The following is a 23,362-nucleotide window of genomic DNA, read 5'->3' as shown; positions in this document are numbered from 1 at the left end:
CGGGTGCTTGCGATGGCGGCTGGCGCTCAGGAACAGGGTCCGGCGCGGCGCAGGGGGGTAAGGGTCGTCGTCCATAAGGTGCGCCCGAAGGCGCGCTGGCATCTTAGCAAAGGGGCGTGGCAGGGTGGCAACCGCCTGTTCAGGTTGGGGCTTCCAGAGCCCCGGAAGGGGGCAGGGATACCCGAGATGGTCATCTAGCCGTCATAATTCCGTCTGGTGCCGTCCTTCCCGCGACGGCTGACAGGTTTCTCAATGTTCTCTCTGCAGACCATTTTCGGTTCCGGCAAACAGTTCTACACCCTGCTCGATGAGGCTGCCGTCGCGGCTTCCGACGCCGCCAAGGCGCTGCATTCCATGCTGCGCGAGGCCGACCGCCAGCCCGCGCTGGACGCCTTCAAGCTGGCCCGCCTGCGCGAACGCGCGGCCTCGGACAAGATCAGCCAGGCACTGGTGGACAGCTTCATGACCCCGATCGAGCGCGAAGACATCGAAGCGCTGGGCTCGGCGCTGTACAAGATTCCGAAGCAGATCGAGAAGTTCGCCGATCGCTATTCGCTGGCCACGACCCACCTGGAGCACATCGACTTCGCGCCGCGCGCGGCGATGCTGGAACAGGCTGCCGGCGTGGTGGTGGAGATGGTGGCCGACCTGCGCCACATGAACCTGGACCGGATGACCGCGCTCAACGAGAAGCTGCGTTCGCTGGAGAACGAGGCCGACCGCCTGATGCTCGAGCTGTACCGCGACATCTACTCGGGCCGCCTGGACAACCTGCAGATGTTCCTGCTGAAGGAATTCTTCGAGATCCTGGAAAAGGCCATCGACCGCTGCCGCGAGGCCGGCGTGGTGGCGTACCAGATCGTGTTGAAGAACAGCTGACGGACGCCGCCGCATGTTGACCCTTGTCCTGGTGGTGATCCTGGCCGCGCTCGTCTTCGAGTTCATCAACGGCTTCCACGACACCGCCAACTCCATTGCCACCGTGGTGGCGACCAAGGTGCTCTCGCCCGGCTGGGCGGTGATGCTGGCCGCCTTCATGAACCTCATCGGTGCACTGACCGGTACCGCGGTGGCGCTGACCATCGCTTCGGGCCTGCTCAACACCAACGTGGTCGACGTCACCCCGCAGGTGATCCTGTGCGCCCTGCTGGGCGGCATCATCTGGAACCTGATCACCTGGTGGAAGGGCCTGCCGTCCTCGTCCTCGCACGCCCTGATCGGTGGCCTCTGCGGCGCCGGCCTGGCCGCTGCCCACAACAACTGGGACGCGCTGATCTGGTCCGAGCGCCTGGGCAGCTGGGCGCAGAACAAGGGCCTGCTGTGGAAGGTGTTCGTGCCGATGATCACCTCGCCGATCGCCGGCTTCCTGCTCGGCATCGTGGTGATGGTGCTGCTGTGGGGCCTGATCGCCGGGCTGGCCAAGATCGGTGGTGCCATCGGTCGTCTGGCCCGCCCGCGCATCGTCAACGCCTTCTTCGGCAAGGCGCAGATCGCCTCGGCGGCCTACATGGGCTTCGCCCACGGCCACAACGACGCGCAGAAGACCATGGGCATCATCGCCATGACACTGATCGGTGCCGAGGCCACCGGTGCGCTGGATGACCTGCCGTCGTGGCTGGCCTTCATGCACCCGGACGCCAGCGCCGGTGACGGCATCGCGATGTGGATCGTGCTGACCTGTGCGGTGGTGATGGCGGCCGGTACTGCCTCGGGCGGCTGGAAGATCATCAAGACCCTGGGTCACAAGATGGTCAAGCTGCACCCGATCCACGGCTTCGCCGCGGAGACCAGCTCGGCCACCATCCTGACCCTGGCCGCCCACTTCGGCATGCCGGTCTCGACCACGCACAGCATCTCCACCGCGATCATGGGCGTCGGCTTCGCCAAGAACCCGCGCTCGCTGAAGTTCGGCGTCATCGAACGCATCGTCTGGGCCTGGATCCTGACCATCCCGGCCGCAGGTGGTTGTGCGTACCTGATCCTGAAGCTGTTCGAACTGTTCGGCTGGACCTGATTGCCGCGCCAAGGTGCACACGAAAAAGCCCGCCGGATACCGGCGGGCTTTTTTCATGGGCAGAGAATTCTTCCGGACACATCGTGTCGACCAAGGTCGACACCTACCAGAGCAGAACCAGGGATCCGCCCCCGTGCCGACCAACGGTCGGCACCCACCAACAGCGCACGGAAACTGTCGAAGGCGGGGTGGGATGGGCAGGCGGGGGCGCAGAGCGCCATGGATGGCGCTCTACGAGGCACGCAGGAGCAGTTTTTGCCGTCCCCCGCCTGCCCATCCCACCCCGCCAAGCCACGGAATGCCAGCTCTTGCTGTTGCAGTGGCAGTTGATCCCCAGCGGGTGCCGGGCCGCAGGCCCGGCCACCACCACCACCCTCAGTTACGCTGGAACAACGCCTGCACATCCCTGCGGAACGCCGCCTGGCTGTCCGCCCGGCTGTAGAACATGTGCCCGCCCGGATAGCTGCGCACCTGCACCCGGTCCGGATTGCTGCCCATCGCCGGCATCTGGTCCACTGTCAGGATCGACCCCATGAACGGGCACGACAGATCATTCCAGCCATGCACGATCAGCACCTGCAGATGCGGATCGATCGCCACCGCCTGGCGCAGCTGGGTCACCGCGCCCTGGCGCAGCTCGCCGTTGCGGTCCCACAGCCGGTTCACGTCGTAGTTCAGCGCCTGGTAGCGTGCATCCACCTTCCAGCCAACCACCCGCGTCACGAAGTCGACCATCGCGGTGGTGGTCGGCGCAATGATGCTGTCCAGCAGCGGATCGTTGGCGCGCTGTTCCGGATCATTCGGGAACGGATCGAACGCGGTCACGTTGGAGTCGTAGCGGCTGCCCAGCGTGCCCTTGTCGCGGAACACCTCACGCAGATAGGCCTGCGTCTCCAGTCGGCCACCGGCGCGGCGCACGAACTGCGGGTCCAGCCCGGTCAGCTCGGTCACCCGGCGCAGCATCGCCTCGGTCGCCTGCGGATCGCTGCGGCCCTTCATCAGCGCAGTGGCGTAGTCGCCGCGGGTGTATTCCACCACGTCGCGCATCGCCGCATCGGTCAGTTTGCCCTGGCGCTCCAGGTGCGCTGCAGCGATCGACGGCAGCGTCTGCATCCACGCCATCGGCGAGACATCGGCGTTGTCTTCCAGGGTCGGGCTCAGGTACGGCGACACCAGCACCAGGCCGTTCATCGCCACGCCCAGGCGGGTCTGCAGGAAGTGGGTGATGCGCGGGCCGCGGTAGCCGCCGTAGCTCTCGCCGGTCAGGTACTTGCGTGCACCCATGCGCTGGTTGCGCAGCAGCCAGTCGTAGATCGAGCGCGACAGGTATTCGATGTCGGCGCTGGGGTTGTACAGCTGCTTCTTCGCTTCGTCATCGCCGATGCGTGCACGGCTGAAGCCAGTGCCGACCGGGTCGATGAACACCAGGTCGGTGAAGTCCAGCCAGGTGCCGGGGTTGTCGTGCAGGGTGGCCGGCGCCGATGCGCTGTCACCCTCCGAACCAAAGGTGACCACCTTGGGCCCGATCGCGCCCATGTTGAGGTAGACCGACGATGCACCCGGGCCGCCATTGAGCGCGAAGGTCACCGGCCGGTCCTTGCCCGGCATCGTATAGGCGGTGAACACCACATCGGCGATCACCTTGCCCTTGGCATCGCGCACCGGCAGGGTGCCGACGGTGGCGGTGTAGTCCAGGGTGCGGCCGACCAGGCGCATGCTCTGGCGGGCTGACGCATCGGCGGGCAGCGCGGGCGCTTCGGTCTTGTCGTCTTTCGGATCGGGCGTGGCCTCGGCGTCGGGCGCGGCCAGCACGCTGGCTGGGGCGATGAGCAGGCCGACGCAGAGCGCGGCAGTGTGCAGCAGGGACTTCATGGCACCGGATCGGCAGCGGAAGGGGGTTCCGATGCTAGGCCGGTGGAGGGCATGTCGTATGTGTCCAAAGGCATGGCCGCGCGTCGAGGCCGCCAGTGGCCAGATTGGGTCAAGCGGGCAGGGTGGTGCGCAGTTCGTCGTCGGCCAGCAGGCCGTATACCGCCGAATCGGACAGTTCGCCCTGGATGCGCCAGCGCTGCCGCAGCACGCCCTCCAGGTGGAAGCCCAGCCGTTCAAGCACGTGTGCCGAGGGCCGGTTGCGCGGGTCGACTTCGGCTTCCACGCGATGCAGGCGCAGGGTCTGGAACAGGTAGTCCAGCAGGTGCTGCAGCGCTTCGTGCATGTAGCCCTGGCCTTGCCTGTCGGGGGCCAGAAGGTAGCCGATCTCGGCACGAGCGGCATCGCGATCCAGGGCGAACACCACGCAGATGCCCAGCAACGGGCCGTCCAGCGTTTCGCGCACGGCCAGCTTGAGCTGGGTGCCGGTGGCCTGTGCCGCCAGGTCATCGTCGATCTGCGCGCGCGCTTCGGCCGGTCGTGTCCACGCCGGGTGGTTCCAGAACCGCATCACGTCCGGATCGGACTGGATCGCGAACAGGGCGGCCGCATCGTCGCGGCGGATCGGGCTCAGGACCAGGCGCGCGCTGTGCAGCGGCAGGCCCGGGAACAGCAGCGAGTGGCTGGCCAATACGATGGTCCACACAGATGGACGCGCATTATGGCGCCGCCGGGTTTGCCGATGGGGGCGTAATGCCAAGGGCACATGAACCGGCATTACCGGGCGATGGGGCCAGAGCCGTTTCCCTGCAGGAAACGGATCCGGCCCCGCGTCGGGTCAGACTTCCAGCGAAGCCAGATCGCCCTTGCTCTCCAGCCAGCCCTTGCGGTCGGAGGCGCGCTTCTTGGCCAGCAGCATGTCCATCAGCGAACGGGTCTGCTCGCCGTCGTCCACGGTCAGCTGCACCAGGCGGCGGGTGTCGGGGTGGATGGTGGATTCACGCAGCTGTGGCGGATTCATCTCGCCCAGGCCCTTGAAGCGGGTGACGTTGATCGCGCCCTTGATCTTCTCGCGTTCGATCTTGTCCAGCATCGAGCGCTTCTCTTCTTCGTCCAGGGCATAGAACACCTGCTTGCCCACATCGATGCGGAACAGCGGTGGCATCGCCACGAACACGTGGCCGGCATCGACCAGCGCCGGGAAGTGCTTGAGGAACAGCGCGGTGAGCAGGGTGGCGATGTGCAGGCCGTCCGAGTCCGCGTCGGCCAGGATGATGACCTTGCCGTAGCGCAGGCCAGCAATGTCGTCCTTGCCGGGGTCGCAGCCGATGGCCACGGCCAGGTTGTGCACTTCTTCCGACGCCAGCACGCTGTTGGAGGACACTTCCCAGGTGTTGAGGATCTTGCCGCGCAGCGGCAGGATCGCCTGGAAGTCCTTGTCACGCGCCTGCTTGGCGCTGCCGCCTGCCGAGTCACCCTCCACCAGGAACAGCTCGGTGCGCGACAGGTCCTGGCTGATGCAGTCGGCCAGCTTGCCGGGCAGGGCCGGGCCCTGGGTGACTTTCTTGCGGACGACCAGCTTTTCGGTCTTCAGGCGCGCGCTGGCGCGCTCGATGGCGATCTGCGCGATTTTCTCGCCCAGCTCCACGTTCTGGTTCAGCAGCAGGCTGAACGCATCGTGGGCGGCGCCTTCGATGAAGCCGGCGGCCTGGCGCGAGGACAGGCGTTCCTTGGTCTGGCCGCTGAACTGCGGGTCGGTCATCTTCAGCGACAGCACGAACGACACGCGGTCCCACACGTCTTCCGGGGCCAGCTTGACGCCACGCGGCAGCAGGTTGCGGAAGTCGCAGAACTCGCGCAGCGCCTCGGTCAGGCCGGTGCGCAGGCCGTTGACGTGGGTGCCGTGCTGGGCAGTGGGGATCAGGTTGACGTAGCTTTCCTGCACCAGCTCGCCTTCCGGCAGCCAGGCCACGGCCCAGTCCACGATCTCGGTGTCTTTCTTCAGGTTGCCGACGAACAGCTCGGCCGGCAGCATCTCGCGATCGCCCAGCTCCAGCTTCAGGTAATCGCGCAGGCCGTCTTCGTAGTACCAGGTATCAACTTCACCGGTGGCTTCGTCGGTCAGCTTCACGGTCAGGCCGGGGCACAGCACGGCCTTGGCGCGCAGCAGGTGCTTGAGCGCGCGCACCGCGAACTTGGGCGTGTCGAAGTACTTCGGGTCCGGCCAGAAGCGCACGCGGGTACCGGTGTTCTTCTTGCCGACGCTGCCGACCACTTCCAGCGGGGTGGCGCGGTCGCCGTTGCGGAAGGTGATGCGGTGTTCGGCGCCTTCGCGCTTGATGTGCACTTCCACCAGGGTCGACAGCGCATTGACCACGCTGACGCCGACGCCGTGCAGGCCGCCGGAGAAGGTGTAGTTGTTGTTGCTGAACTTGCCGCCGGCATGCAGGCGGGTGAGGATGAGCTCGACGCCCGGGATCTTCTCTTCCGGGTGGATGTCCACCGGCATGCCGCGGCCGTCATCGCTGACCTCCACGCTGCCGTCCTTGTACAGGGTGATCTCGATCGAGCGGGCGTGGCCGGCAAGGGCCTCGTCCACCGAGTTGTCGATCACTTCCTGCGCCAGGTGGTTCGGGCGCGCGGTGTCGGTATACATGCCGGGACGGCGCTTGACCGGGTCAAGGCCGGACAGGACTTCAATATCGGCGGCGTTATAACGGGCGTTCATCTGTCTTCGAAAGCTTGGAGCGACGGGCAAGTGTGGGGTCTGGCACGGGATTTTGCACGCCTGCGGTTCAGTCTCGGCGACGCAGAGGGGGTAAAATGGCAGCTGCTGGAATCTGAACACCGGCGACCCCCGTTGGGTCGAAACATCCAAGCCATACCGCGAGGAGGACCTCATGAAGAAGTTGCTGACCATTGCGATCCTGGCCGCTGCCGCCGTTGCAGTGCCGCTGGTGGTGGCGCAGAACGCCGGCCAGCCGGCCCCGCAGCAGGGTGACCAGGCCGACAAGGCGCAGGCCGAGGCCGATGCCAAGGCCAAGCGTCGGGCCCAGGCCAATGCCGAAATGAAGGCGCAGGGCCAGCCGGCCCCGCAGCAGGAAGAGGAAGAGGAAGCGCGCAAGAAGCGCTGATCCCGCCCCCTGCCAGGCGCCCTTGCGATAAGGGTTGCGCTCCGGAACGCCCCGCTTTGCGGGGCGTTTCTTTTTAGTGGCGTGCCATCTGCCTCTTGGGTTGGCGGCCATCAATCTGTAAACTATGGCTTTCCGGGAGTAAGTGCGTGTCCACCATTTGCGAATGGGCTGGAGCGGCCAAGCGTGGCTTCCAGCATGGCGGGTCGCAGGTGACGGTCGATTTGACCGGCACGGTCGCCCCGACCTCGCACGGTGGTCCCCGTCCGGCGCCTGCCGTCGCACGGATCCGCACCTCCCTCGCTGCCACAGCGAACCGGAAAACCCCCTCTGAGCACCATGCCTGCCCTCCGGGCGCGCGTGGTGCTGCCGTTTTCCATTTCCAGACAGGATGCTTGCAGCCATGACTCCCTTGATTTTCGTAACCGGCGGCGTGGTGTCCTCGCTCGGCAAAGGCATTGCCGCCGCGTCGCTGGCCGCCATTCTCGAAGCCCGTGGCCTGAAGGTCACGATGATGAAGCTCGACCCGTACATCAACGTCGACCCGGGCACCATGAGCCCGTTCCAGCACGGTGAGGTCTACGTCACCGACGACGGCGCCGAGACCGACCTCGACCTGGGCCACTACGAGCGCTTCGTGCGCACCCGCCTGAGCCGCAAGAACTCGGTCACCACCGGTCGTATCTACGAGAACGTGATCCGCAAGGAACGCCGCGGCGACTACCTGGGCGCGACCGTGCAGGTCATTCCGCACATCACCGACGAGATCCGCCGCTGCATCGACGAAGCCACCGAAGGCTACGACGTGGCGCTGGTGGAGATCGGCGGTACTGTCGGCGATATCGAGTCGCTGCCGTTCCTGGAAGCGATCCGCCAGGTGCGCACCGAGCGTGGCCCGGAGAAGGCGCTGTTCATGCACCTCACCCTGGTGCCGTACATCGGCGCCGCCGGTGAGCTGAAGACCAAGCCGACCCAGCACTCGGTGAAGGAACTGCGCTCGATCGGCATCCAGCCGGACGTGCTGCTGTGCCGTTCGGAACAGGCTGTGCCGGATTCGGAGCGCCGCAAGATCGCCCAGTTCACCAACGTTTCCGAGCGCGCGGTGATCAGCGTGCCGGACGTGGACGTCCTGTACCGCATTCCGTCGGGCCTGCATGCGCAGGGCCTGGACGAGATCGTCGTCAACCAGCTGAAGCTGGCCGACAAGGTCGGTCCGGTCGATCTGTCGATGTGGGAAGACGCGGTCGATGCGACCCTGCATCCGCTGGACGAAGTGACCATCGCCGTGGTCGGCAAGTACGTCGATCACCAGGATGCCTACAAGTCGGTCGGCGAAGCGCTCAAGCACGGCGGCCTGCGCCAGCGCACCAAGGTCAACCTGAAGTGGCTGGAAGCACAGGACCTGGAAGGCACCGACATGGCTGCACTGGCCGATGTCGACGGCATCCTGGTGCCGGGCGGCTTCGGTGACCGTGGTTTCGAAGGCAAGGTGCTGACCTCGAAGTTCGCCCGCGAGCAGCACGTGCCGTACTTCGGCATCTGCTACGGCATGCAGGCGGCCGTCGTCGATTACGCCCGCAACGTGGTCGGCCTGGAAGGTGCCAACAGCACCGAGAACGACCGCCAGTCGCCGAACCCGGTGATCGGCCTGATCACCGAATGGCGTACGGCAACCGGCGACGTCGAAAAGCGTGATGACAAGAGCGACCTCGGTGGCACCATGCGCCTGGGCCTGCAGGAACAGCGCCTGAAGCCGGGCACGCTGGCCCGTGAGCTGTACGGCAAGGACGTGGTTGCCGAGCGCCACCGCCACCGCTACGAGTTCAACAACCGCTACCGCACCCAGCTGGAGGATGCGGGCCTGGTGATCGCCGGCAAGTCGATGGATGACACCCTGGTGGAAGTGGTGGAGCTGCCGCGCGATGCGCACCCGTGGTTCCTGGCCTGCCAGGCGCACCCGGAATTCCTGTCCACGCCGCGTGACGGCCACCCGCTGTTCATCGGTTTCATCCGTGCCGCACGCGAACGCAAGGCCGGCGGCAAGCTGCTGCAGGAAGCCCGCGCCTGACTTGTGATGGGGGCCGCCGGCCCCCATCTTGCACGCTTCAACCCCCAGCGCACCGGCCCGGCCGGTGCCGCGGACAACAAGGAAACGCCATGAAACTGTGTGGATTCGAGGTCGGGCTGGACCAGCCCCTGTTCCTGATCGCCGGCCCCTGCGTGATCGAGTCGATGCAGCTGCAGCTCGATACCGCCGGCAAGTTGAAGGAAGTCACCGACAAGCTCGGCGTCAACTTCATCTTCAAGTCCAGCTTCGACAAGGCCAACCGCACCTCGGGCACCGCGTTCCGCGGCCCGGGCATGGAAGAGGGCCTGAAGGTCCTGGCCGAGGTCAAGAAGCAGATCGGCGTGCCGGTGCTGACCGACGTCCACGAATACACCCCGATGGATGAAGTGGCCTCGGTGGTGGACGTGCTGCAGACCCCGGCGTTCCTGGTCCGCCAGACCGACTTCATCCGCAAGGTGTGCTCGGCCGGCAAGCCGGTCAACATCAAGAAGGGCCAGTTCCTGGCGCCGTGGGACATGAAGCCGGTCGTGGAAAAGGCCAAGGCCACCGGCAACGAGCAGATCATGGTCTGCGAGCGCGGTGCCAGCTTCGGCTACAACAACCTGGTCAGCGACATGCGTTCGCTGGCGGTGATGCGCGATACCGGTTGCCCGGTGGTGTTTGACGCCACCCATTCGGTGCAGCTGCCGGGTGGGCAGGGCACCAGTTCCGGTGGCCAGCGTGAGCACGTGCCGGTGCTGGCCCGCGCCGCCGTGGCGGTGGGCATCTCCGGCCTGTTCGCCGAAACCCATCCGGACCCGTCCAAGGCGCTGTCCGATGGCCCCAATGCGTGGCCGCTGGACCAGATGGAAGCGCTGCTCGAGACCCTGATGGAACTCGATGCGGTGACCAAGAAGCACGGCTTCTCGCGCTTCGCGTGAGTCGTGACCCGCGGGGGGCGCTGGAAGCCCAGCGTCACCGCCGGCACGGGAAACAGTGGCCCTGGGGCCTGATCGCACTGGGTCTGGCCGTGCTGTTCACCGTGGGCATGTTCGGGCTGGTACTGATCGGCGCTGCGTCGGTGCGGCCCCCCGGTGATGGCAGCAGTGCGCTCGATCTGCGGGCGTACTTCATTGCGCTGCTGGTGGCGGAGCTGCTCGGTGCCGTGGGCTGCGTCGCTGCCGCTGTGCTGGCCTGGCGGCTGAATCGCGGCAAGGTCACGGCTGGCCTGGCGATCATCCTGCTCTCGCTGTGGCTGGGCGCCCTGTTCTACGGATTGCTTTGATGAATACGACCACATCGGCGCGTGGCTGGCCCTGGGGCCTGATCGCCCTGGGGCTGTCCGTGTTGACCTGGATCGCCCTGGTGGTGGGCGTGCTGGCCTTCACGTCCGGTTTCCGGCCGCCGGGGGATGGAAACAACGGCGTGCAGGCCACGCAGTGGTGGCTGCTGGGCGCGCTGGTCACGATGGTGCTGTCCTTCCTGGGCAGCCCGGTGGCGATGGTGCTGGCCTGGCGACGGCGGCATGGCCCCATCCTGGCAGCGATTGCCGGTGCATTGCTGGTGATGCTGGTGTCGATGATCCTGATCGTGATCGGGTCCAGTTGGGGCTGAAGCCGCCCACGCCATTTGGCAAGTGGCGGGCAGCCGGGGATAATCACGCGGCATTCGTTTTGTCGCCCCCTCTCCATACAGGTAACCGGCCCGACCATGAGTACGATCCGCAGCATCCACGCCCGTGAAATCCTCGACAGCCGTGGCAACCCCACGCTGGAAGCCGAAGTCATCCTGGAGGACGGTTCGTTCGGTCGTGCCGCGGTTCCCTCCGGCGCCTCGACCGGCACCAAGGAAGCGGTCGAGCTGCGTGACGGCGACAAGACCCGTTACCTGGGCAAGGGCGTGCGCAAGGCTGTCGACAACGTCAACACCACCATCGCCAATGCGCTGAAGGGCTTCGAAGCCACCGACCAGGCCGGCCTCGACCGTCGCCTGATCGACCTCGACGGCACCGAGAACAAGGGCCGCCTGGGCGCCAACGCGCTGCTGGGTGTTTCGATGGCCGCCGCGCACGCCGCCGCTGCATCGAACAAGCAGGCGCTGTGGCAGTACCTTGCCGCCAAGACCGGTGTGACCCCGTCGCTGCCGGTGCCGATGATGAACATCATCAACGGCGGCGCGCACGCCGACAACAACGTCGACTTCCAGGAGTTCATGGTGCTGCCGGTCGGCTTCACCTCGTTCTCCGAAGCGCTGCGCGCGGGCACCGAAATCTTCCATTCGCTGAAGTCGGTGCTGAAGGGCCACGGCCTGAGCACGGCGGTCGGCGACGAAGGCGGCTTCGCACCGGACTTCCGCAGCAACGTCGAGGCGCTCGACACCATCCTCGAAGCGATCGGCAAGGCTGGCTACACCGCCGGTGAAGACGTGCTGCTGGGCCTGGACGTCGCCTCCAGCGAATTCTTCGAAAACGGCAAGTACAACCTGGTCGGCGAGAACAAGCGCCTGACCTCCGAGCAGTTCGTCGACTTCCTCGCCGACTGGGCCGCGCAGTACCCGATCATCACGATTGAAGATGGCCTGGCCGAGAACGACTGGGCCGGCTGGAAGCTGCTGACCGACCGCATCGGCAAGAAGGTGCAGCTGGTTGGCGACGACCTGTTCGTGACCAACCCGAAGATCTTCCAGGAAGGCATCGACTCGGGCACCGCCAACGCGATCCTGATCAAGGTCAACCAGATCGGCACGCTCAGCGAAACCCTGGAAGCGATCGCGATGGCCGACCGCGCCGGCTATGCCGCCGTCGTCTCGCACCGTTCGGGCGAAACCGAAGACACCACCATTGCCGATATCTCGGTGGCCACCACCGCCACCCAGATCAAGACCGGCTCGCTGTGCCGCAGCGATCGCGTGGCCAAGTACAACCAGCTGCTGCGCATCGAGGAAGCCCTCGGCGCCGGCGCGCGTTACGCCGGTCGTGACGCGTTCGTTTCGCTGAAGCGCTGAGCCGATGCGCGACTGGCGCTGGATGCTGCTGGTGCTGGCCCTGCTGCTGGGCTGGCTGCAGTACCGCTTCTGGTTCGGTCCGGGCAACTCGGGTGAAGTGATGATGCTCGAAGCCCAGGTCGCCAACCAGGAGCGGGACAATGAGGGTCTGCAGCAGCGCAACGACGCGCTCGCTGCCGAAGTGAAGGACCTCAAGGAAGGCCAGTCCGCCATCGAGGAACGCGCGCGCAGCGAGCTGGGCATGATCAAGCCTGGCGAGAAGTTCTACCGTGTGGTCGAGGATGCGCCGGTCCACCCGGCGCAGCCTGCTGCCGGCGTCACTGCCCAGGCGGGCGAACACCCGGCAGACGTGCCATGAGCGCGGCGATCTGGGTCGTTGTTCCGGCCGCCGGCCGTGGCACCCGCTTCGGTGCGCCGCTGCCCAAGCAGTACCTGCAGGCGGGCGGGCAGATCCTGCTCGCCCACACGCTGGACGCGCTGCTGGCGCACCCCGCCGTGGCCGGAGCGATGGTGGTGATCGGCCAGGACGATGCCGACTGGCCGGGCTGGAATGAGTGGTCGGGCAAGCCGGTGCTGACCTGCATCGGCGGCGCTACCCGTGCCGCCTCGGTGCTGGCCGGGTTGCAGGCGCTGCCGGACACCGTGCGTGCCGATGAATTCGTGCTGGTTCACGATGCTGCGCGGCCGAACCTGTCGCTGGCCGATCTCGGTCGTCTGCTTGAAGTCGGTCGTGCCGACCCGGTCGGGGCGATCCTGGCTGCGCCGGTGCGCGACACCCTCAAGCGCGCTGGCGACGACGGCGGCATCGATGGCACCGAGCCACGCGAGCGCCTGTGGCGCGCACTGACGCCGCAGCTGTTCCGCCGCCACCAGCTCAGCCGCGCGCTGTCCGACGCAGCGGCCGTCGGTATTGACGTCACCGACGAGGCCATGGCCATGGAGCGCCAGGGCCAGCGCCCGCTGCTGGTGGAAGGCAGTGAGGACAACTTCAAGGTCACCACCCCGGCCGATCTGGACCGGTTCGAATTCGTACTTTCCCGCCGCGCCGGCTGACCGTCCGCGCGGCCCTGTTGCAAGGGTTGCATCCATGAGCACCGCACCGTTCCCGCCCGTCCGCATTGGCCAGGGCTACGACGTCCATGCCTTCGGTGAAGGCGATCACATCATGCTCGGCGGCGTGAACGTGCCGCACAGCTGCGGCGTGCTCGCGCACAGCGATGGCGACGTGATCCTGCACGCCCTGTGTGATGCGATGCTCGGCGCGCTGGCGCTGGGCGATATCGGCCAGCATTTCCCACCGAGTGACGACCGCTGGAAGGGCGCCGACAGCAGTGATTTCGTTCGCCATTGCGACAGCCTGCTGCGCGAGCGTGGCTGGCGCGTCGGCAACACCGACATCACCGTGATCTGCGAGCGTCCGAAGGTCGGCCCGCATGCGCTGGCGATGCGTGAGCGCATCGGTGGGTTGCTGCAGTTGCCGCTGGATGCAGTCAGCGTCAAGGCCACCACGTCTGAGAAGCTGGGCTTCACTGGTCGTGGCGAAGGCATCGCCGCACAGGCGGTGGTACTGCTGGTGGCGGCATGATCCCGCTGCCGTTGGCGTTTGGTGCACCGTTGCTGACGGCGCGCATCCGCACCACGCCGGACGATTTCCAGGTTGACGAACTGCCGGCCTTCGAGGCGACCGGTGAAGGCGAACACCTGCTGCTGCACATCCGCAAGCGCGGTGCCAACACCGTGCATGTGGCCAAGGTGCTGGCCAAGTGGGCAGGCCTGCCGGAAATGGCGGTGAGCTACGCCGGCATGAAGGATCGCCATGCGGTCACCACCCAGCGTTTCAGCGTGCACCTGCCCAAGCGCGTCGCGCCGGACCTGGCCGAGCTGGCCAGCGACGAGATCGAAGTGCTCGAAGCCACCTGGCACAACCGCAAGCTGCAGCGTGGTGCACTGGCCGGCAACCGCTTCAAGCTGGTGCTGCGCGAGGTGCAGGGTGATGCCACGGCGATCAGCGAGCGCCTGCAGCAGATTGCCGAGCGCGGCCTGCCGAACTGGTTCGGCGAACAGCGCTTTGGCCGCGACGGCGGCAATGTGCCGGCGGCACTGGCGATGTTCGGTGGCCGCCGCATGCGCAAGGACCAGCGTTCACTGCTGTTGTCAGCCGCCCGTTCGGCGCTGTTCAACCGCGTGCTGGCCGCGCGCGTGGAGCAGGGCAACTGGGATCAGCCGCTCGATGGCGAGGTCTGGATGCTCGATGGCAGCCGCAGCGTGTTCGGACCCGAGCCGTACACCGACGTGCTGGCCGAGCGACTGGCGCGTTTCGACATCCATCCCAGCGCACCGCTGTGGGGCGAAGGCGAGCTGCGCAGCGCCGACGCGGCACGTGAGCTGGAGCTGGCCGCGCTGGACGACGACGAGTCAAAGGCACTGCGGGCCGGCCTGGAAGACGCACGGCTGAAGCAGGAGCGCCGCGCATTGCGCCTGCGCCCGGCGCTGCTGCAGCACCAGTGGCTGGCCGACGACGTGCTGGAGCTGTCATTCGCGCTGCCGCCAGGCTGCTACGCCACCGCCGTACTGCACGAACTCGGCCCCGTCGAAGACGCCTCGCAGGCCTGACAGAAAAAGGGGACGGAGGGAATTAAGTCGTTTGTGGCACAAACGACTTAATTCCCTCCGTCCCCTTTTTCATCTACGGGCCAGCAGCACCAACACCGCGCCGGTACCGCCTTGCCCGGTCGGCGCCGAATGGAACGCCAGTACGTCGTTGCGCAGCCGCAGCAGGCGATCGACCAGATTCTTCAGCACCGGTGCACCGCCATCGGACTGCAGGCCCTTGCCGTGGATGATGCGCACGCAGCCATAGTCGTGCGCATGCGCCTCCAGCAGGAACTGGCGCAGCAGCGCCTCCGCCTGCGACGCAGTGGCGCCGTGCAGGTCCAGCTCGTCCTGCACCGAGTACTGGCCACGCTTGAGGCGCTGGAACAGGCGTGGTGGCAGGTTGTCGCGGCGATAGCTGGCCACGTCGCCGGCTTCCAGCGGCGTGCTGTCGCGCAGCAGCCGGGCGAATTCGCCGGCGGCCTCGGCCTCGTCACGTTCGGCCATGCGCGCGCGCGGCTTCGGCCGCGGCGCGGCAGGCGCCGGCTCGGCATCCTTGCGCAGCGGCGTCACTTCGCCGATGGCCGCACGGAACAATGCGGCCGGATCTTCGTCTTCAGGGTGCGACATGCGCACAGGGTAAACCGCCGGCGCATCTCTGCCTATGACGGTTCGATGTCGGTCATGACCGCCGACAGGGTAGGACCGGCGGCTCGCATGCGGCACAATAGACGATGCCCTTGCAGGGTCGACGGCTTCCGCAGGGGAGTACGGCGGTCCCGCCCACACTGCACGGTGACGGAATCGAATTCTTGGAAAATCAAGCGGTTAAATCGAAGATGCGAATCCTGGTCAGTAACGACGATGGCGTCGACGCCGCAGGCATCCGGATGCTTGCTTCGGTGCTGCGCGAGGCCGGACACGAGGTCACGGTGGTCGCGCCCGACCGTGATCGCTCCGGCGCCAGCAATTCGCTGACCCTGGACCTGCCGATCCGCCTCAAGCGCATCGACCATTACACCGTCTCGGTGGCCGGCACTCCGACCGACTGCGTGCACCTGGCGCTGACCGGGCTGCTCGAGTTCGAACCGGACATTGTCGTGTCCGGCATCAACAATGCCGCCAACCTCGGCGATGACGTGATCTACTCCGGCACCGTCTCGGCGGCGATGGAAGGTCGCTTCCTCGGGCTGCCGGCGGTGGCGGTCTCGCTGGTTACCCGCAACCACGATCCGAAACACTTCGAGACCGCCGCGCGCGCTGCGGTGGAGATCGTTGCCCGGCTCAAGGCCGATCCGTTGCCGGCTGACACCATCCTCAACGTCAACGTGCCTGATCTGCCGTGGAGCGAGGTCAAGGGCTTCGAGGTGACCCGCCTCGGCAACCGCCACCGCGCCGAAGGCTGCATCGCGCAGAAAGACCCGCGCGGCAACGAGGTGTACTGGATCGGCCCGGCCGGCCGTGAGCAGGACTCCGGCCCCGGTACCGACTTCCATGCGGTGCGCACCGGGCATATCTCGATCACCCCGATCCAGGTGGACCTGACCCGCTACCAGGCACTGGAGAAAGTGGCCAGCTGGGTCGGCGGCCTCAGTGCCGCGCTGGACCAGCAGGCATGAGTCCACGCCTGCGCCTGCAACCGGAAGCCGTCGGTATCGGCATGACCTCGCAGCGTGTGCGTGACCGCCTGGTCGACCGCCTGCGCGAAGCCGGCATCGTTGACGAGCCGACCTTGAATGCGATCCGGGTGGTGCCGCGCCATCTGTTCATCGACGAGGCACTGGCCTCGCGCGCGTATGAAGACACTGCGCTGCCGATCGGCCACGGCCAGACCATCTCGCAGCCCTGGGTGGTCGCGCGGATGACCGAGGCGGTCCTCCAGGTCGCACCGAAACGGGTGCTGGAAGTCGGCACCGGTTCCGGTTACCAGGCCGCCATCCTCGGTGCGCTGGGCCTGGAGGTCTACACCGTGGAGCGCATCGGTGATCTGCTGCGGCAGGCCCGCAAGCGCTTCCGTGCGCTGGGCATGAACATCCGCACCAAGCATGACGACGGTCGCGTCGGCTGGGCCGAGCACGGTCCGTTCGATGCCATCGTGGTTACTGCGGCGGCGCCGGCACTGGTCGACGCCCTGATCGAGCAACTGGCCGAGGGCGGCCGCCTGGTGGCGCCGGTCGGTGGCCCCGGGGCGCAGTCGCTGGTACAGCTGGACCGCAAGGCCGACGGCAGCATCGAACAACACGTGCTGGCGCCGGTCACGTTCGTGCCGCTGCTGTCTGGCATGCTCGACTAATCCACGGAGCAGGGTTGCATGAAGATTTTCGGGCCGCTGTACGAGCGGGCGATGAAGTGGGCGGCGCACGAACGCGCGCCGACCTACCTGACGGTGTTGAGCTTCTTCGAGGCGATCATCTTCCCGGTGATGCCGGAGGTGATGCTGGCGCCGATGTGCGTGGCCCAGCCCAAGCGCGGTTGGTGGTTCGCCATCCTGAGCCTGGCCGGCTCGATGGTCGGCGCACTGGTTGGCTACGCGCTGGGTCATTACGCCTTCGAGGCGATCAAGCCGCTGTTCGAGGCGCTGGGCATGCTGCCGGCCATCGAGCAGGGCATCACCACCGTGCAGGCGAAGATGGCCGAGTCGCCGTGGGCAGTGTTCACCTTCCTGGTGCTGGGCGGATTCATGCCCATCCCGATGAAGGTCTTCACGTGGGCATCGGGTATCGTCGGTGTACCGATGCCGCAGTACCTGTTGAGCATGCTGATCGGTCGTGGCAAGCGCGTGTTCGTGCTGGCTGCGGTCATCCGTATCGGTGGTGCGCGTGCTGAAGCGGCACTGCGTCGCTGGATTGAACCGCTGGGCTGGATCGCCACCGCGCTGGTGGTGGTGCTGATCGCCTGGCTTGTATGGAGGTCGAAGTTCGCATGAGTCCTGATCGTCTGAGCAAGGGAGTGCGCATCGGCGCGCTGGCGTTGCTGGTTTCCACCCTGGCCGCCTGCGGCACCGCCACCGTGGTTCGTCCTGGTGGTGGCAGCACCGGTGGCGGTGTGACCACGCCGAAGACCTCGGTACCCAAGCCGGGGCAGACCGTGGTGGTGCGCAAGGGCGACACCATCTATGCGCTGGCCCGCATCCATGACATCACCCCGGGTGACCTGATTGCCTGGAACAGCCTGGACAACCCCTCGACGATCTATCCGGGGCAGGTGATCCGGCTGTATCCGGCCGGTGCCAGCGGCGGCCGCGCGCCCACCACGGTGGTCACCCCGCCGCGTTCCGGTGGCAGCAGTGGCGGCAGCACCACGCCGGCCCCGGCGCCGGTCGGTCCGGTGAAGAGCAACATCGCCTGGCGCTGGCCGGCTGATGGCGCCATCGTTGGCCGCTACGTGGCTGGTGATGCGACCAAGCAGGGCGTTGACATCGCCGGCACCAGCGGCCAGGCGGTCAAGGCCACCGCCAATGGCGTGGTGGTGTATTCCGGCGCCGGCCTGGTCGGCTACGGCGAGCTGATCATCATCAAGCACAGCGACCAGTGGCTGTCGGCCTATGGCCACAACCGCAAGCGCCTGGTGAATGAAGGCCAGAGCGTGAAGGCCGGTGAGCAGATCGCCGAAATGGGCCGTACCGGTGCGAACCGCGACATGGTCCACTTCGAGATTCGCTACAACGGCAAGCCGGTCGACCCGCAGCAGTACCTGCCGGCACGCTGATCGTCAGATGCGATAGCGCCGGGCCATGCCCGGCGTTCCTGGCCTGTAGAGGCGAGCCATGCTCGACCCGGGTACCGCAGTGTGGTCATTTGCGATCTTGTGTGTCGCAGGCTCACCTTCACGGCGGACGGGATACCCGGCATTCTTGATCGGTCCCAGTCGATCCGGTGCCCCATGCTCCGTCCTGCTTCCACTCTCGCGTTGCTCATCGTCGCGCCGCTGGCCTCCGCAGCCAGCGATCCGCGCGACGTGGTCACCCGTCTTTACGCGGCCGTCCAGGCGCCGGCTTCGGACGAAGCGACCATTCCGCCGTTGCTGGGCGATGCGCTGCGCTCAGCCATCGATGCGCAGCGCGCTTACGAGCGGGCCTGTGCGGTGCTGGCCGCGCATGACGAGAAGCCGCACATGCTGGACCAGAGCCCGTATCTCATGGCGCCGGATCGGCCGGAAACGGTAAAGGTGGGGCTGCCCGCGACGAGCGGCGATGGCAGTTGGGTACCCGTCGAAATGGCGATAGGCGACTATCGCTGGACCGACCGTGTCCTGCTGCAAAGGCAGGGCCAGGACTGGAAGGTCATGGACATCCGCTGGGGCCGGGGCGGCAACCTGATCGGGCGGCTCAAGCAGTTCTCGGCCTTCCGCTGCACCGCTTCTGGCGGCTAGCGCCGGGGCGCGCCCGACGCCTCGACTCAGCCTTCCAGAATGAAAGCGGCCGCGACCTTGCGGCCTTCGCCCGCCAGGATGTTGAAGGTGCGCGCGGCGGCCGGATTGTTCATCACTTCCAGGCCGATGCCGCGTGACAGGCAGGCAGCCATCACCACTGCCGGCGGGAATACCTGGCGGTCACCCGTGCCGAGCACGATCAGCGCCGGGTTCAGCGCCAGGATCGGCTCCAAGTCAGCCAGCTGCAGCGCGGTGGCGCTCACTACCGGCCATTGCGTGACCAGCTGGTCCGGGGTCAGGAAGAAACTGCTGCCCAGCACCTGGTCATTCACCTTGGCCGAGCGGCCATCGGCGGCGCGCAGGCTGTAGGCGTAATCGGGCGGTTCGTGGTTCAGCTGCATGGCAGTAAGGCGATCAGCCGCGCGGCAGCACGATCTGGCGCTGTTCCTTGCTCGGGCGGTACAGCACGGCGACGTGGCCGATGCGCTGTACCAACGCGCTCTCGGTGGCTTCGACGATCTCGCCGATCATCACGTCACGGGCGTCGCGGTCTTCGGCAGCGACCTTCACCTTGACCAGCTCGTGGCGCTCCAGCACTTCGTTCAGCTCAGCGATGAAGGCCGGGGTCACGCCCTTGCCGCCGGTCTGCAGCAGGGCCTTCAGGTCGTGGGCTTGGCCGCGCAGGAAACGGGTCTGGGAAGCGGTCAGGGCGATGGACATGCAGGAAAACACGGTTGAATGGGGCGATCAGGGTATCATGAGGACCCCATCAGCCCCTATTTTCAATGGCTACCCGCAGCAAAAGCAGCCAGCGCTGGCTCAAGGAACACTTCTCCGACCCCTTCGTGAAGAAGGCCCAGGCCGAAGGCATGCGCTCGCGCGCGGCCTACAAGCTCGAAGAGCTGCTGGAACGTGACCGGTTGCTGAAGCCGCACATGGTGGTGGTCGACCTCGGCGCGGCTCCGGGCGGCTGGTCTCAGCAGGTTCGGAGACAGATCGGCGATACCGGCCGCGTGCTGGCACTGGATATCCTGGACATGCCGCCGCTGGCCGGCGTGGAGTTCCTTCATGGTGACTTCAGGGAAGAAGCCGTTCTATCGCAGTTTGAAGCCATGCTCGGGGATCAGCCGGTAGACCTTGTGCTGTCGGACATGGCCCCCAATAAGAGTGGTGTAGGCGCGGTCGACCAGCCGCGGATGATGCACCTGGCGGAGCTGGCTCTGGATTTTGCCGACAACCACCTGAAGACCGGTGGCGCATTCCTGATCAAGCTGTTCCAGGGCGAGGGCTTTGACGACTACGTGCGCGACATGCGCCGCCGGTACGACAAGGTCTCCATCCGCAAGCCGGAAGCCTCGCGCAAGCGCTCTCCCGAGGTGTATGCCTTGGGTCAGGGAAAACGCGCCCACATGAAGTAAGCTCGCAACGTACGCAAGTTCGACCCCAACGCAACGCCAGCACTGAGAGGAACACCGGAGCCAATGAGGATGAACGACTTGACCAAGAACCTCCTGCTATGGGTGGTCGTCGCCGTCGTGCTGATGGTGGTCTTCCAGAGCTTCTCGCCGAAGTCCTCCGGGGCCGGCGCGCAGGGCGCGTCGTACTCGCAGTTCCTGGACCAGGTGGACAGCGGCAACGTGCAGAAGGTCGCCTTTGGTGGCGACATGCGCGGCGGCACCAGCCAGCTGACCTACACCACCCGCGGTGGGCAGTCGTCCACCATCACCGCACCGTTCGATCGTGACCTGATCAACGTGCTGCGTACCAAGAACGTGGAGATCGTGCAGGAGGAGCCGTCCAGCGGCATTTCCCTCGGCGCGATCCTGATGAATTTCCTGCCGGTCATCCTGATCATCGGCTTCTGGTTGTTCATCATGCGCCAGATGCAGGGCGGTGGCGGTGGTGCCAAGGGCGCGATGTCCTTCGGCAAGTCGCGCGCCAAGCTGCAGGGCGAAGACCAGATCAAGGTCACCTTCGCCGATGTCGCTGGCTGCGACGAGGCCAAGGAAGAAGTGGGCGAGCTGGTCGACTTCCTGCGCGACCCGTCCAAGTTCACCAAGCTGGGCGGCAAGATTCCGCGCGGCGTGCTGATGGTGGGCCCGCCGGGTACCGGCAAGACGCTGCTGGCCAAGGCCATCGCTGGCGAAGCCAAGGTGCCGTTCTTCTCGATCTCCGGTTCGGACTTCGTGGAAATGTTCGTCGGCGTCGGCGCCAGCCGCGTGCGTGACATGTTCGAGCAGGCCAAGAAGCACGCCCCCTGCATCATCTTCATCGACGAAATCGACGCCGTCGGTCGTCACCGTGGCGCCGGCCTGGGCGGCGGTCATGACGAGCGCGAGCAGACCCTGAACCAGCTGCTGGTCGAAATGGACGGTTTTGAAGGTGGCGAAGGCGTGATCGTGATCGCTGCGACCAACCGTCCGGACGTGCTGGATCCGGCGCTGCTGCGCCCGGGCCGTTTCGATCGCCAGGTCGTGGTCGGCCTGCCGGACGTGAAGGGTCGCGAGCACATCCTGAAGGTGCACATGCGTAAGCTGCCGCTGGCCGACGACGTCGAGCCGATGGTGATCGCGCGTGGTACCCCGGGCTTCTCCGGCGCCGACCTGGCCAACCTCTGCAACGAGGCTGCCCTGTTCGCCGCGCGTGGCAACGAGAAGGAGGTCCGCATGGACCACTTCGACCGTGCCCGCGACAAGATCCTGATGGGTGCCGAGCGCCGCTCGATGGCCATGAGCGAGGAGGAGAAGACCCTCACGGCCTACCACGAAGCCGGGCACGCCATCGTCGGCCGTCTGGTGCCCGAGCATGACCCGGTCTACAAGGTCACCATCATTCCGCGCGGCCGCGCGCTGGGTGTGACCATGTACCTGCCGGAAGGCGACAAGTACTCGATGAACCGCGTGGCGATCAAGTCGCAGCTGTGCTCGCTGTACGGTGGCCGCGTGGCCGAAGAGCTGATCTTCGGTGCCGACAAGGTCACCACCGGCGCCTCCAACGACATCGAGCGCGCCACCAAGATGGCCCGCAACATGGTCACCAAGTGGGGCCTGTCCGACCAGCTCGGCCCGATCGCCTATGGCGAAGAGGACGACGAGGTGTTCCTGGGCCGTTCGGTCACCCAGCACAAGAGCGTGTCCAACGACACCGCGCGCCGCATTGACGAGGAAGTGCGCAACATCCTCGACGAGGCTTACGCACGCACCACCGAGCTGATGACGGCCAACCTGGACAAGCTGCACGCGATGTCCCAGCTGCTGCTGCAGTACGAGACCATCGACGCGCCGCAGATCGACGCCATCATGGAAGGCCGCGATCCGCCGCCGCCGGCCGGTTGGAACAAGTCGAACAAGGATGGTGGCAACGACAAGGGCGGCGACGCCCGTCCGCTGCCGCCGATCGCAGGCCCGGCCGAATCGCACTGACGGCCCGCTGCACGTGACACCAGACGAGGCCGGGGCAACCCGGCTTCGTCGTTTCCGGGCCACTGGCCCATCCCGAAGAACTGATCTGACGCTGGAGCCCGCATGTCCGCCCCGAAGCCCGAACCGATTTCCCACACCGCCGAAATGGTCATCGCCACCGTGGTCGGCGTGGGTGTGGGCCTGGGGGCCGACAATCTGCTGCTGGGCTGCGTGGTGGGTATCGGTGTCGGCATCGTGCTGAGCATCGCCAGGACCCTGTACGTGGACCGCAAGCGCCGCCGCCGTTGAGGGTATCGGCAGGGCTGCGCCCTGCACCCGCGGTAGTGCCGGCCGCTGGCCGGCAACCTCAGCAGCAACAGCAACAGCGGGCTTTCCGTAGGATGGCGGGGCGGTGTCGGAGTGCGGGGACGCTGAAGTACGTCCATGTAGCCTTGATCGCCGCTTGCTCGTGTGCGCAGTCCTGCGCACACGGCAAGACCGGGGTTGGGCGTCCTGCCCAACCCGCCCGAGGCATGCCTCGGGCCCATGCGGCTCACACCCCGCAAACCCACAGTGCCCCGCCTCTGACAGATCTCCGCGGCTGTTGGTAGGTGTCGACCTTGGTCGACACATCTGTCAGATATCGAATGAGTCATCCACGCATGGCGTGGATCTACTGTGTCGACCAAGGTCGACACCTACCAAAGCGGTGCACGACGCCGTTCTGGCAGATCGCGGCATTCTGTCGAAGCCGGGGTGGGTCCGGTTGCGGGGGCGTGAGCCGCATGGGCCCGAGGCATGCCTGGGGCGGGTTGGGCCGGACGCCCAACCCCGGTCTTGCCGTGTGCGCAGGACTGCGCACACGAGCAAGCGGCGACCGAGCTTACATGGGTGAGGGCGCTTTGCTTGCGAAGCACGGCTTCGCAAGCGCCCG

26 protein-coding genes are annotated in these 23,362 nt (G+C 66.4%); 20 read left to right on the top strand and 6 right to left on the bottom strand.

The annotated features are described in order from the left end of the window. The first annotated feature begins 252 nt into the window (after window positions 1-252). Window positions 253-879, top strand: a complete 627-nt coding sequence (locus V3B64_RS06240) for a DUF47 family protein (protein WP_004152833.1) — start codon at window positions 253-255, stop codon at window positions 877-879. A 13-nt stretch (window positions 880-892) separates the two neighbouring features. Continuing rightward, window positions 893-2,014, top strand: coding sequence for an inorganic phosphate transporter (locus V3B64_RS06235; protein WP_032128946.1), 1,122 nt, complete (start codon window positions 893-895; stop codon window positions 2,012-2,014). Window positions 2,015-2,389: 375 nt separating this feature from the next. On the opposite strand, the gene V3B64_RS06230 is transcribed toward V3B64_RS06235, so the two are convergent. From V3B64_RS06230 to parE, 3 genes are all read right to left on the bottom strand, one after another. Next, on the bottom strand, window positions 2,390-3,886 hold the full coding sequence (locus V3B64_RS06230; RefSeq protein WP_329913816.1) for a S10 family peptidase: 1,497 nt from the start codon (window positions 3,884-3,886) through the stop codon (window positions 2,390-2,392). Between the two features lie 109 nt (window positions 3,887-3,995). Further along, window positions 3,996-4,574 carry a GNAT family protein gene (locus V3B64_RS06225; protein ID WP_107432345.1) on the bottom strand — a complete coding sequence of 193 codons (579 nt, stop codon included), beginning with the start codon at window positions 4,572-4,574 and terminating at the stop codon, window positions 3,996-3,998. Between the two features lie 147 nt (window positions 4,575-4,721). Continuing rightward, window positions 4,722-6,611, bottom strand: coding sequence for a DNA topoisomerase IV subunit B (gene parE / locus V3B64_RS06220; RefSeq protein ID WP_019338185.1), 1,890 nt, complete (start codon window positions 6,609-6,611; stop codon window positions 4,722-4,724). Window positions 6,612-6,783: 172 nt separating this feature from the next. On the opposite strand from parE, the gene V3B64_RS06215 reads away from it, so the two are divergent. The 10 genes from V3B64_RS06215 (at window position 6,784) to truD (ending at window position 14,677) form a co-directional block, all read left to right on the top strand. Then, complete coding sequence (locus V3B64_RS06215) at window positions 6,784-7,017, top strand: hypothetical protein (protein WP_005416022.1); 234 nt, start codon at window positions 6,784-6,786, stop codon at window positions 7,015-7,017. Window positions 7,018-7,417: 400 nt separating this feature from the next. After that, entirely contained in the window at window positions 7,418-9,082 is a 1,665-nt protein-coding gene (locus V3B64_RS06210) for a CTP synthase (RefSeq protein WP_032130113.1), read from the top strand. Between the two features lie 89 nt (window positions 9,083-9,171). Further along, on the top strand, window positions 9,172-10,002 hold the full coding sequence (gene kdsA / locus V3B64_RS06205) for a 3-deoxy-8-phosphooctulonate synthase (protein WP_014036736.1): 831 nt from the start codon (window positions 9,172-9,174) through the stop codon (window positions 10,000-10,002). Continuing rightward, window positions 9,999-10,346, top strand: coding sequence for a hypothetical protein (locus tag V3B64_RS06200; protein ID WP_121503764.1), 348 nt, complete (start codon window positions 9,999-10,001; stop codon window positions 10,344-10,346). The genes kdsA and V3B64_RS06200 overlap by 4 nt, the downstream gene beginning before the upstream one ends. Beyond that, window positions 10,346-10,675 carry a hypothetical protein gene (locus tag V3B64_RS06195; RefSeq protein ID WP_329913815.1) on the top strand — a complete coding sequence of 110 codons (330 nt, stop codon included), beginning with the start codon at window positions 10,346-10,348 and terminating at the stop codon, window positions 10,673-10,675. The genes V3B64_RS06200 and V3B64_RS06195 overlap by 1 nt, the downstream gene beginning before the upstream one ends. Before the next feature lie 96 nt (window positions 10,676-10,771). Further along, window positions 10,772-12,064 (top strand): phosphopyruvate hydratase, encoded by a 1,293-nt coding sequence (eno, locus tag V3B64_RS06190; RefSeq protein ID WP_032130116.1) that lies wholly within the window; start codon window positions 10,772-10,774, stop codon window positions 12,062-12,064. 4 nt (window positions 12,065-12,068) lie between these two features. Then, complete coding sequence (ftsB, locus tag V3B64_RS06185; protein WP_032130117.1) at window positions 12,069-12,422, top strand: cell division protein FtsB; 354 nt, start codon at window positions 12,069-12,071, stop codon at window positions 12,420-12,422. Next, the gene (gene ispD / locus V3B64_RS06180) at window positions 12,419-13,117 is read left to right on the top strand and encodes a 2-C-methyl-D-erythritol 4-phosphate cytidylyltransferase (RefSeq protein WP_121503763.1); all 699 of its coding nucleotides are present in this window, start codon (window positions 12,419-12,421) and stop codon (window positions 13,115-13,117) included. The genes ftsB and ispD overlap by 4 nt, the downstream gene beginning before the upstream one ends. A 34-nt stretch (window positions 13,118-13,151) precedes the next feature. Next, the gene (gene ispF / locus V3B64_RS06175; RefSeq protein ID WP_005409005.1) at window positions 13,152-13,649 is read left to right on the top strand and encodes a 2-C-methyl-D-erythritol 2,4-cyclodiphosphate synthase; all 498 of its coding nucleotides are present in this window, start codon (window positions 13,152-13,154) and stop codon (window positions 13,647-13,649) included. Beyond that, window positions 13,646-14,677 (top strand): tRNA pseudouridine(13) synthase TruD, encoded by a 1,032-nt coding sequence (gene truD, locus V3B64_RS06170; protein WP_121503762.1) that lies wholly within the window; start codon window positions 13,646-13,648, stop codon window positions 14,675-14,677. The genes ispF and truD overlap by 4 nt, the downstream gene beginning before the upstream one ends. Window positions 14,678-14,746: 69 nt before the next feature. Here the strand turns inward: truD and V3B64_RS06165 are convergent, their stop codons facing one another. Beyond that, complete coding sequence (locus V3B64_RS06165; protein ID WP_032130120.1) at window positions 14,747-15,286, bottom strand: Smr/MutS family protein; 540 nt, start codon at window positions 15,284-15,286, stop codon at window positions 14,747-14,749. 209 nt (window positions 15,287-15,495) lie between these two features. On the opposite strand from V3B64_RS06165, the gene surE reads away from it, so the two are divergent. The 5 genes from surE (at window position 15,496) to V3B64_RS06140 (ending at window position 19,027) form a co-directional block, all read left to right on the top strand. Beyond that, the gene (gene surE / locus V3B64_RS06160) at window positions 15,496-16,275 is read left to right on the top strand and encodes a 5'/3'-nucleotidase SurE (protein WP_329913814.1); all 780 of its coding nucleotides are present in this window, start codon (window positions 15,496-15,498) and stop codon (window positions 16,273-16,275) included. Beyond that, entirely contained in the window at window positions 16,272-16,949 is a 678-nt protein-coding gene (locus V3B64_RS06155; RefSeq protein WP_010485977.1) for a protein-L-isoaspartate(D-aspartate) O-methyltransferase, read from the top strand. Before surE ends, V3B64_RS06155 begins: the two co-directional genes overlap by 4 nt. An 18-nt stretch (window positions 16,950-16,967) precedes the next feature. After that, window positions 16,968-17,582: a YqaA family protein gene (locus V3B64_RS06150; RefSeq protein ID WP_285301540.1), complete on the top strand. Its 615-nt coding sequence runs from the start codon at window positions 16,968-16,970 to the stop codon at window positions 17,580-17,582. Continuing rightward, window positions 17,579-18,364, top strand: coding sequence for a peptidoglycan DD-metalloendopeptidase family protein (locus V3B64_RS06145; RefSeq protein WP_107432324.1), 786 nt, complete (start codon window positions 17,579-17,581; stop codon window positions 18,362-18,364). The genes V3B64_RS06150 and V3B64_RS06145 overlap by 4 nt, the downstream gene beginning before the upstream one ends. A gap of 174 nt (window positions 18,365-18,538) precedes the next feature. Further along, the gene (locus V3B64_RS06140) at window positions 18,539-19,027 is read left to right on the top strand and encodes a hypothetical protein (RefSeq protein ID WP_329913813.1); all 489 of its coding nucleotides are present in this window, start codon (window positions 18,539-18,541) and stop codon (window positions 19,025-19,027) included. Between the two features lie 26 nt (window positions 19,028-19,053). On the opposite strand, the gene V3B64_RS06135 is transcribed toward V3B64_RS06140, so the two are convergent. Together V3B64_RS06135 and yhbY are read right to left on the bottom strand one after the other, a co-directional pair. After that, window positions 19,054-19,428: an Mth938-like domain-containing protein gene (locus tag V3B64_RS06135; RefSeq protein WP_012510659.1), complete on the bottom strand. Its 375-nt coding sequence runs from the start codon at window positions 19,426-19,428 to the stop codon at window positions 19,054-19,056. Between the two features lie 13 nt (window positions 19,429-19,441). Further along, complete coding sequence (gene yhbY, locus V3B64_RS06130) at window positions 19,442-19,747, bottom strand: ribosome assembly RNA-binding protein YhbY (protein WP_004152868.1); 306 nt, start codon at window positions 19,745-19,747, stop codon at window positions 19,442-19,444. A 65-nt stretch (window positions 19,748-19,812) separates the two neighbouring features. On the opposite strand from yhbY, the gene rlmE reads away from it, so the two are divergent. The 3 genes from rlmE (at window position 19,813) to V3B64_RS06115 (ending at window position 22,737) form a co-directional block, all read left to right on the top strand. After that, window positions 19,813-20,445 carry a 23S rRNA (uridine(2552)-2'-O)-methyltransferase RlmE gene (rlmE, locus tag V3B64_RS06125; protein WP_005409014.1) on the top strand — a complete coding sequence of 211 codons (633 nt, stop codon included), beginning with the start codon at window positions 19,813-19,815 and terminating at the stop codon, window positions 20,443-20,445. A gap of 69 nt (window positions 20,446-20,514) precedes the next feature. After that, window positions 20,515-22,449, top strand: coding sequence for an ATP-dependent zinc metalloprotease FtsH (gene ftsH / locus V3B64_RS06120; RefSeq protein ID WP_010485966.1), 1,935 nt, complete (start codon window positions 20,515-20,517; stop codon window positions 22,447-22,449). 102 nt (window positions 22,450-22,551) lie between these two features. Further along, window positions 22,552-22,737, top strand: a complete 186-nt coding sequence (locus tag V3B64_RS06115; RefSeq protein WP_021202558.1) for a hypothetical protein — start codon at window positions 22,552-22,554, stop codon at window positions 22,735-22,737. Window positions 22,738-23,362 lie beyond the last annotated feature (625 nt).

Source organism: Stenotrophomonas sp. SMYL86 (genome assembly GCF_036320025.1).
Taxonomy (GTDB): domain Bacteria; phylum Pseudomonadota; class Gammaproteobacteria; order Xanthomonadales; family Xanthomonadaceae; genus Stenotrophomonas; species Stenotrophomonas maltophilia_A.
This window is presented reverse-complemented; position numbering and strand designations above follow the sequence as displayed.

Coding starts and splice junctions, on each gene's coding strand:
- V3B64_RS06240 (WP_004152833.1), top strand. CDS start 253: ATGTTCTCTCTGCAGACCATTTTCGGTTCCGGCAAACAGTTCTACACC.
- V3B64_RS06235 (WP_032128946.1), top strand. CDS start 893: ATGTTGACCCTTGTCCTGGTGGTGATCCTGGCCGCGCTCGTCTTCGAG.
- V3B64_RS06230 (WP_329913816.1), bottom strand. CDS start 3,886: ATGAAGTCCCTGCTGCACACTGCCGCGCTCTGCGTCGGCCTGCTCATC.
- parE (WP_019338185.1), bottom strand. CDS start 6,611: ATGAACGCCCGTTATAACGCCGCCGATATTGAAGTCCTGTCCGGCCTT.
- V3B64_RS06215 (WP_005416022.1), top strand. CDS start 6,784: ATGAAGAAGTTGCTGACCATTGCGATCCTGGCCGCTGCCGCCGTTGCA.
- V3B64_RS06210 (WP_032130113.1), top strand. CDS start 7,418: ATGACTCCCTTGATTTTCGTAACCGGCGGCGTGGTGTCCTCGCTCGGC.
- kdsA (WP_014036736.1), top strand. CDS start 9,172: ATGAAACTGTGTGGATTCGAGGTCGGGCTGGACCAGCCCCTGTTCCTG.
- V3B64_RS06195 (WP_329913815.1), top strand. CDS start 10,346: ATGAATACGACCACATCGGCGCGTGGCTGGCCCTGGGGCCTGATCGCC.
- eno (WP_032130116.1), top strand. CDS start 10,772: ATGAGTACGATCCGCAGCATCCACGCCCGTGAAATCCTCGACAGCCGT.
- ftsB (WP_032130117.1), top strand. CDS start 12,069: ATGCGCGACTGGCGCTGGATGCTGCTGGTGCTGGCCCTGCTGCTGGGC.
- ispD (WP_121503763.1), top strand. CDS start 12,419: ATGAGCGCGGCGATCTGGGTCGTTGTTCCGGCCGCCGGCCGTGGCACC.
- ispF (WP_005409005.1), top strand. CDS start 13,152: ATGAGCACCGCACCGTTCCCGCCCGTCCGCATTGGCCAGGGCTACGAC.
- truD (WP_121503762.1), top strand. CDS start 13,646: ATGATCCCGCTGCCGTTGGCGTTTGGTGCACCGTTGCTGACGGCGCGC.
- V3B64_RS06165 (WP_032130120.1), bottom strand. CDS start 15,286: ATGTCGCACCCTGAAGACGAAGATCCGGCCGCATTGTTCCGTGCGGCC.
- surE (WP_329913814.1), top strand. CDS start 15,496: ATGCGAATCCTGGTCAGTAACGACGATGGCGTCGACGCCGCAGGCATC.
- V3B64_RS06155 (WP_010485977.1), top strand. CDS start 16,272: ATGAGTCCACGCCTGCGCCTGCAACCGGAAGCCGTCGGTATCGGCATG.
- V3B64_RS06150 (WP_285301540.1), top strand. CDS start 16,968: ATGAAGATTTTCGGGCCGCTGTACGAGCGGGCGATGAAGTGGGCGGCG.
- V3B64_RS06145 (WP_107432324.1), top strand. CDS start 17,579: ATGAGTCCTGATCGTCTGAGCAAGGGAGTGCGCATCGGCGCGCTGGCG.
- V3B64_RS06140 (WP_329913813.1), top strand. CDS start 18,539: ATGCTCCGTCCTGCTTCCACTCTCGCGTTGCTCATCGTCGCGCCGCTG.
- V3B64_RS06135 (WP_012510659.1), bottom strand. CDS start 19,428: ATGCAGCTGAACCACGAACCGCCCGATTACGCCTACAGCCTGCGCGCC.
- yhbY (WP_004152868.1), bottom strand. CDS start 19,747: ATGTCCATCGCCCTGACCGCTTCCCAGACCCGTTTCCTGCGCGGCCAA.
- rlmE (WP_005409014.1), top strand. CDS start 19,813: ATGGCTACCCGCAGCAAAAGCAGCCAGCGCTGGCTCAAGGAACACTTC.
- ftsH (WP_010485966.1), top strand. CDS start 20,515: ATGAACGACTTGACCAAGAACCTCCTGCTATGGGTGGTCGTCGCCGTC.
- V3B64_RS06115 (WP_021202558.1), top strand. CDS start 22,552: ATGTCCGCCCCGAAGCCCGAACCGATTTCCCACACCGCCGAAATGGTC.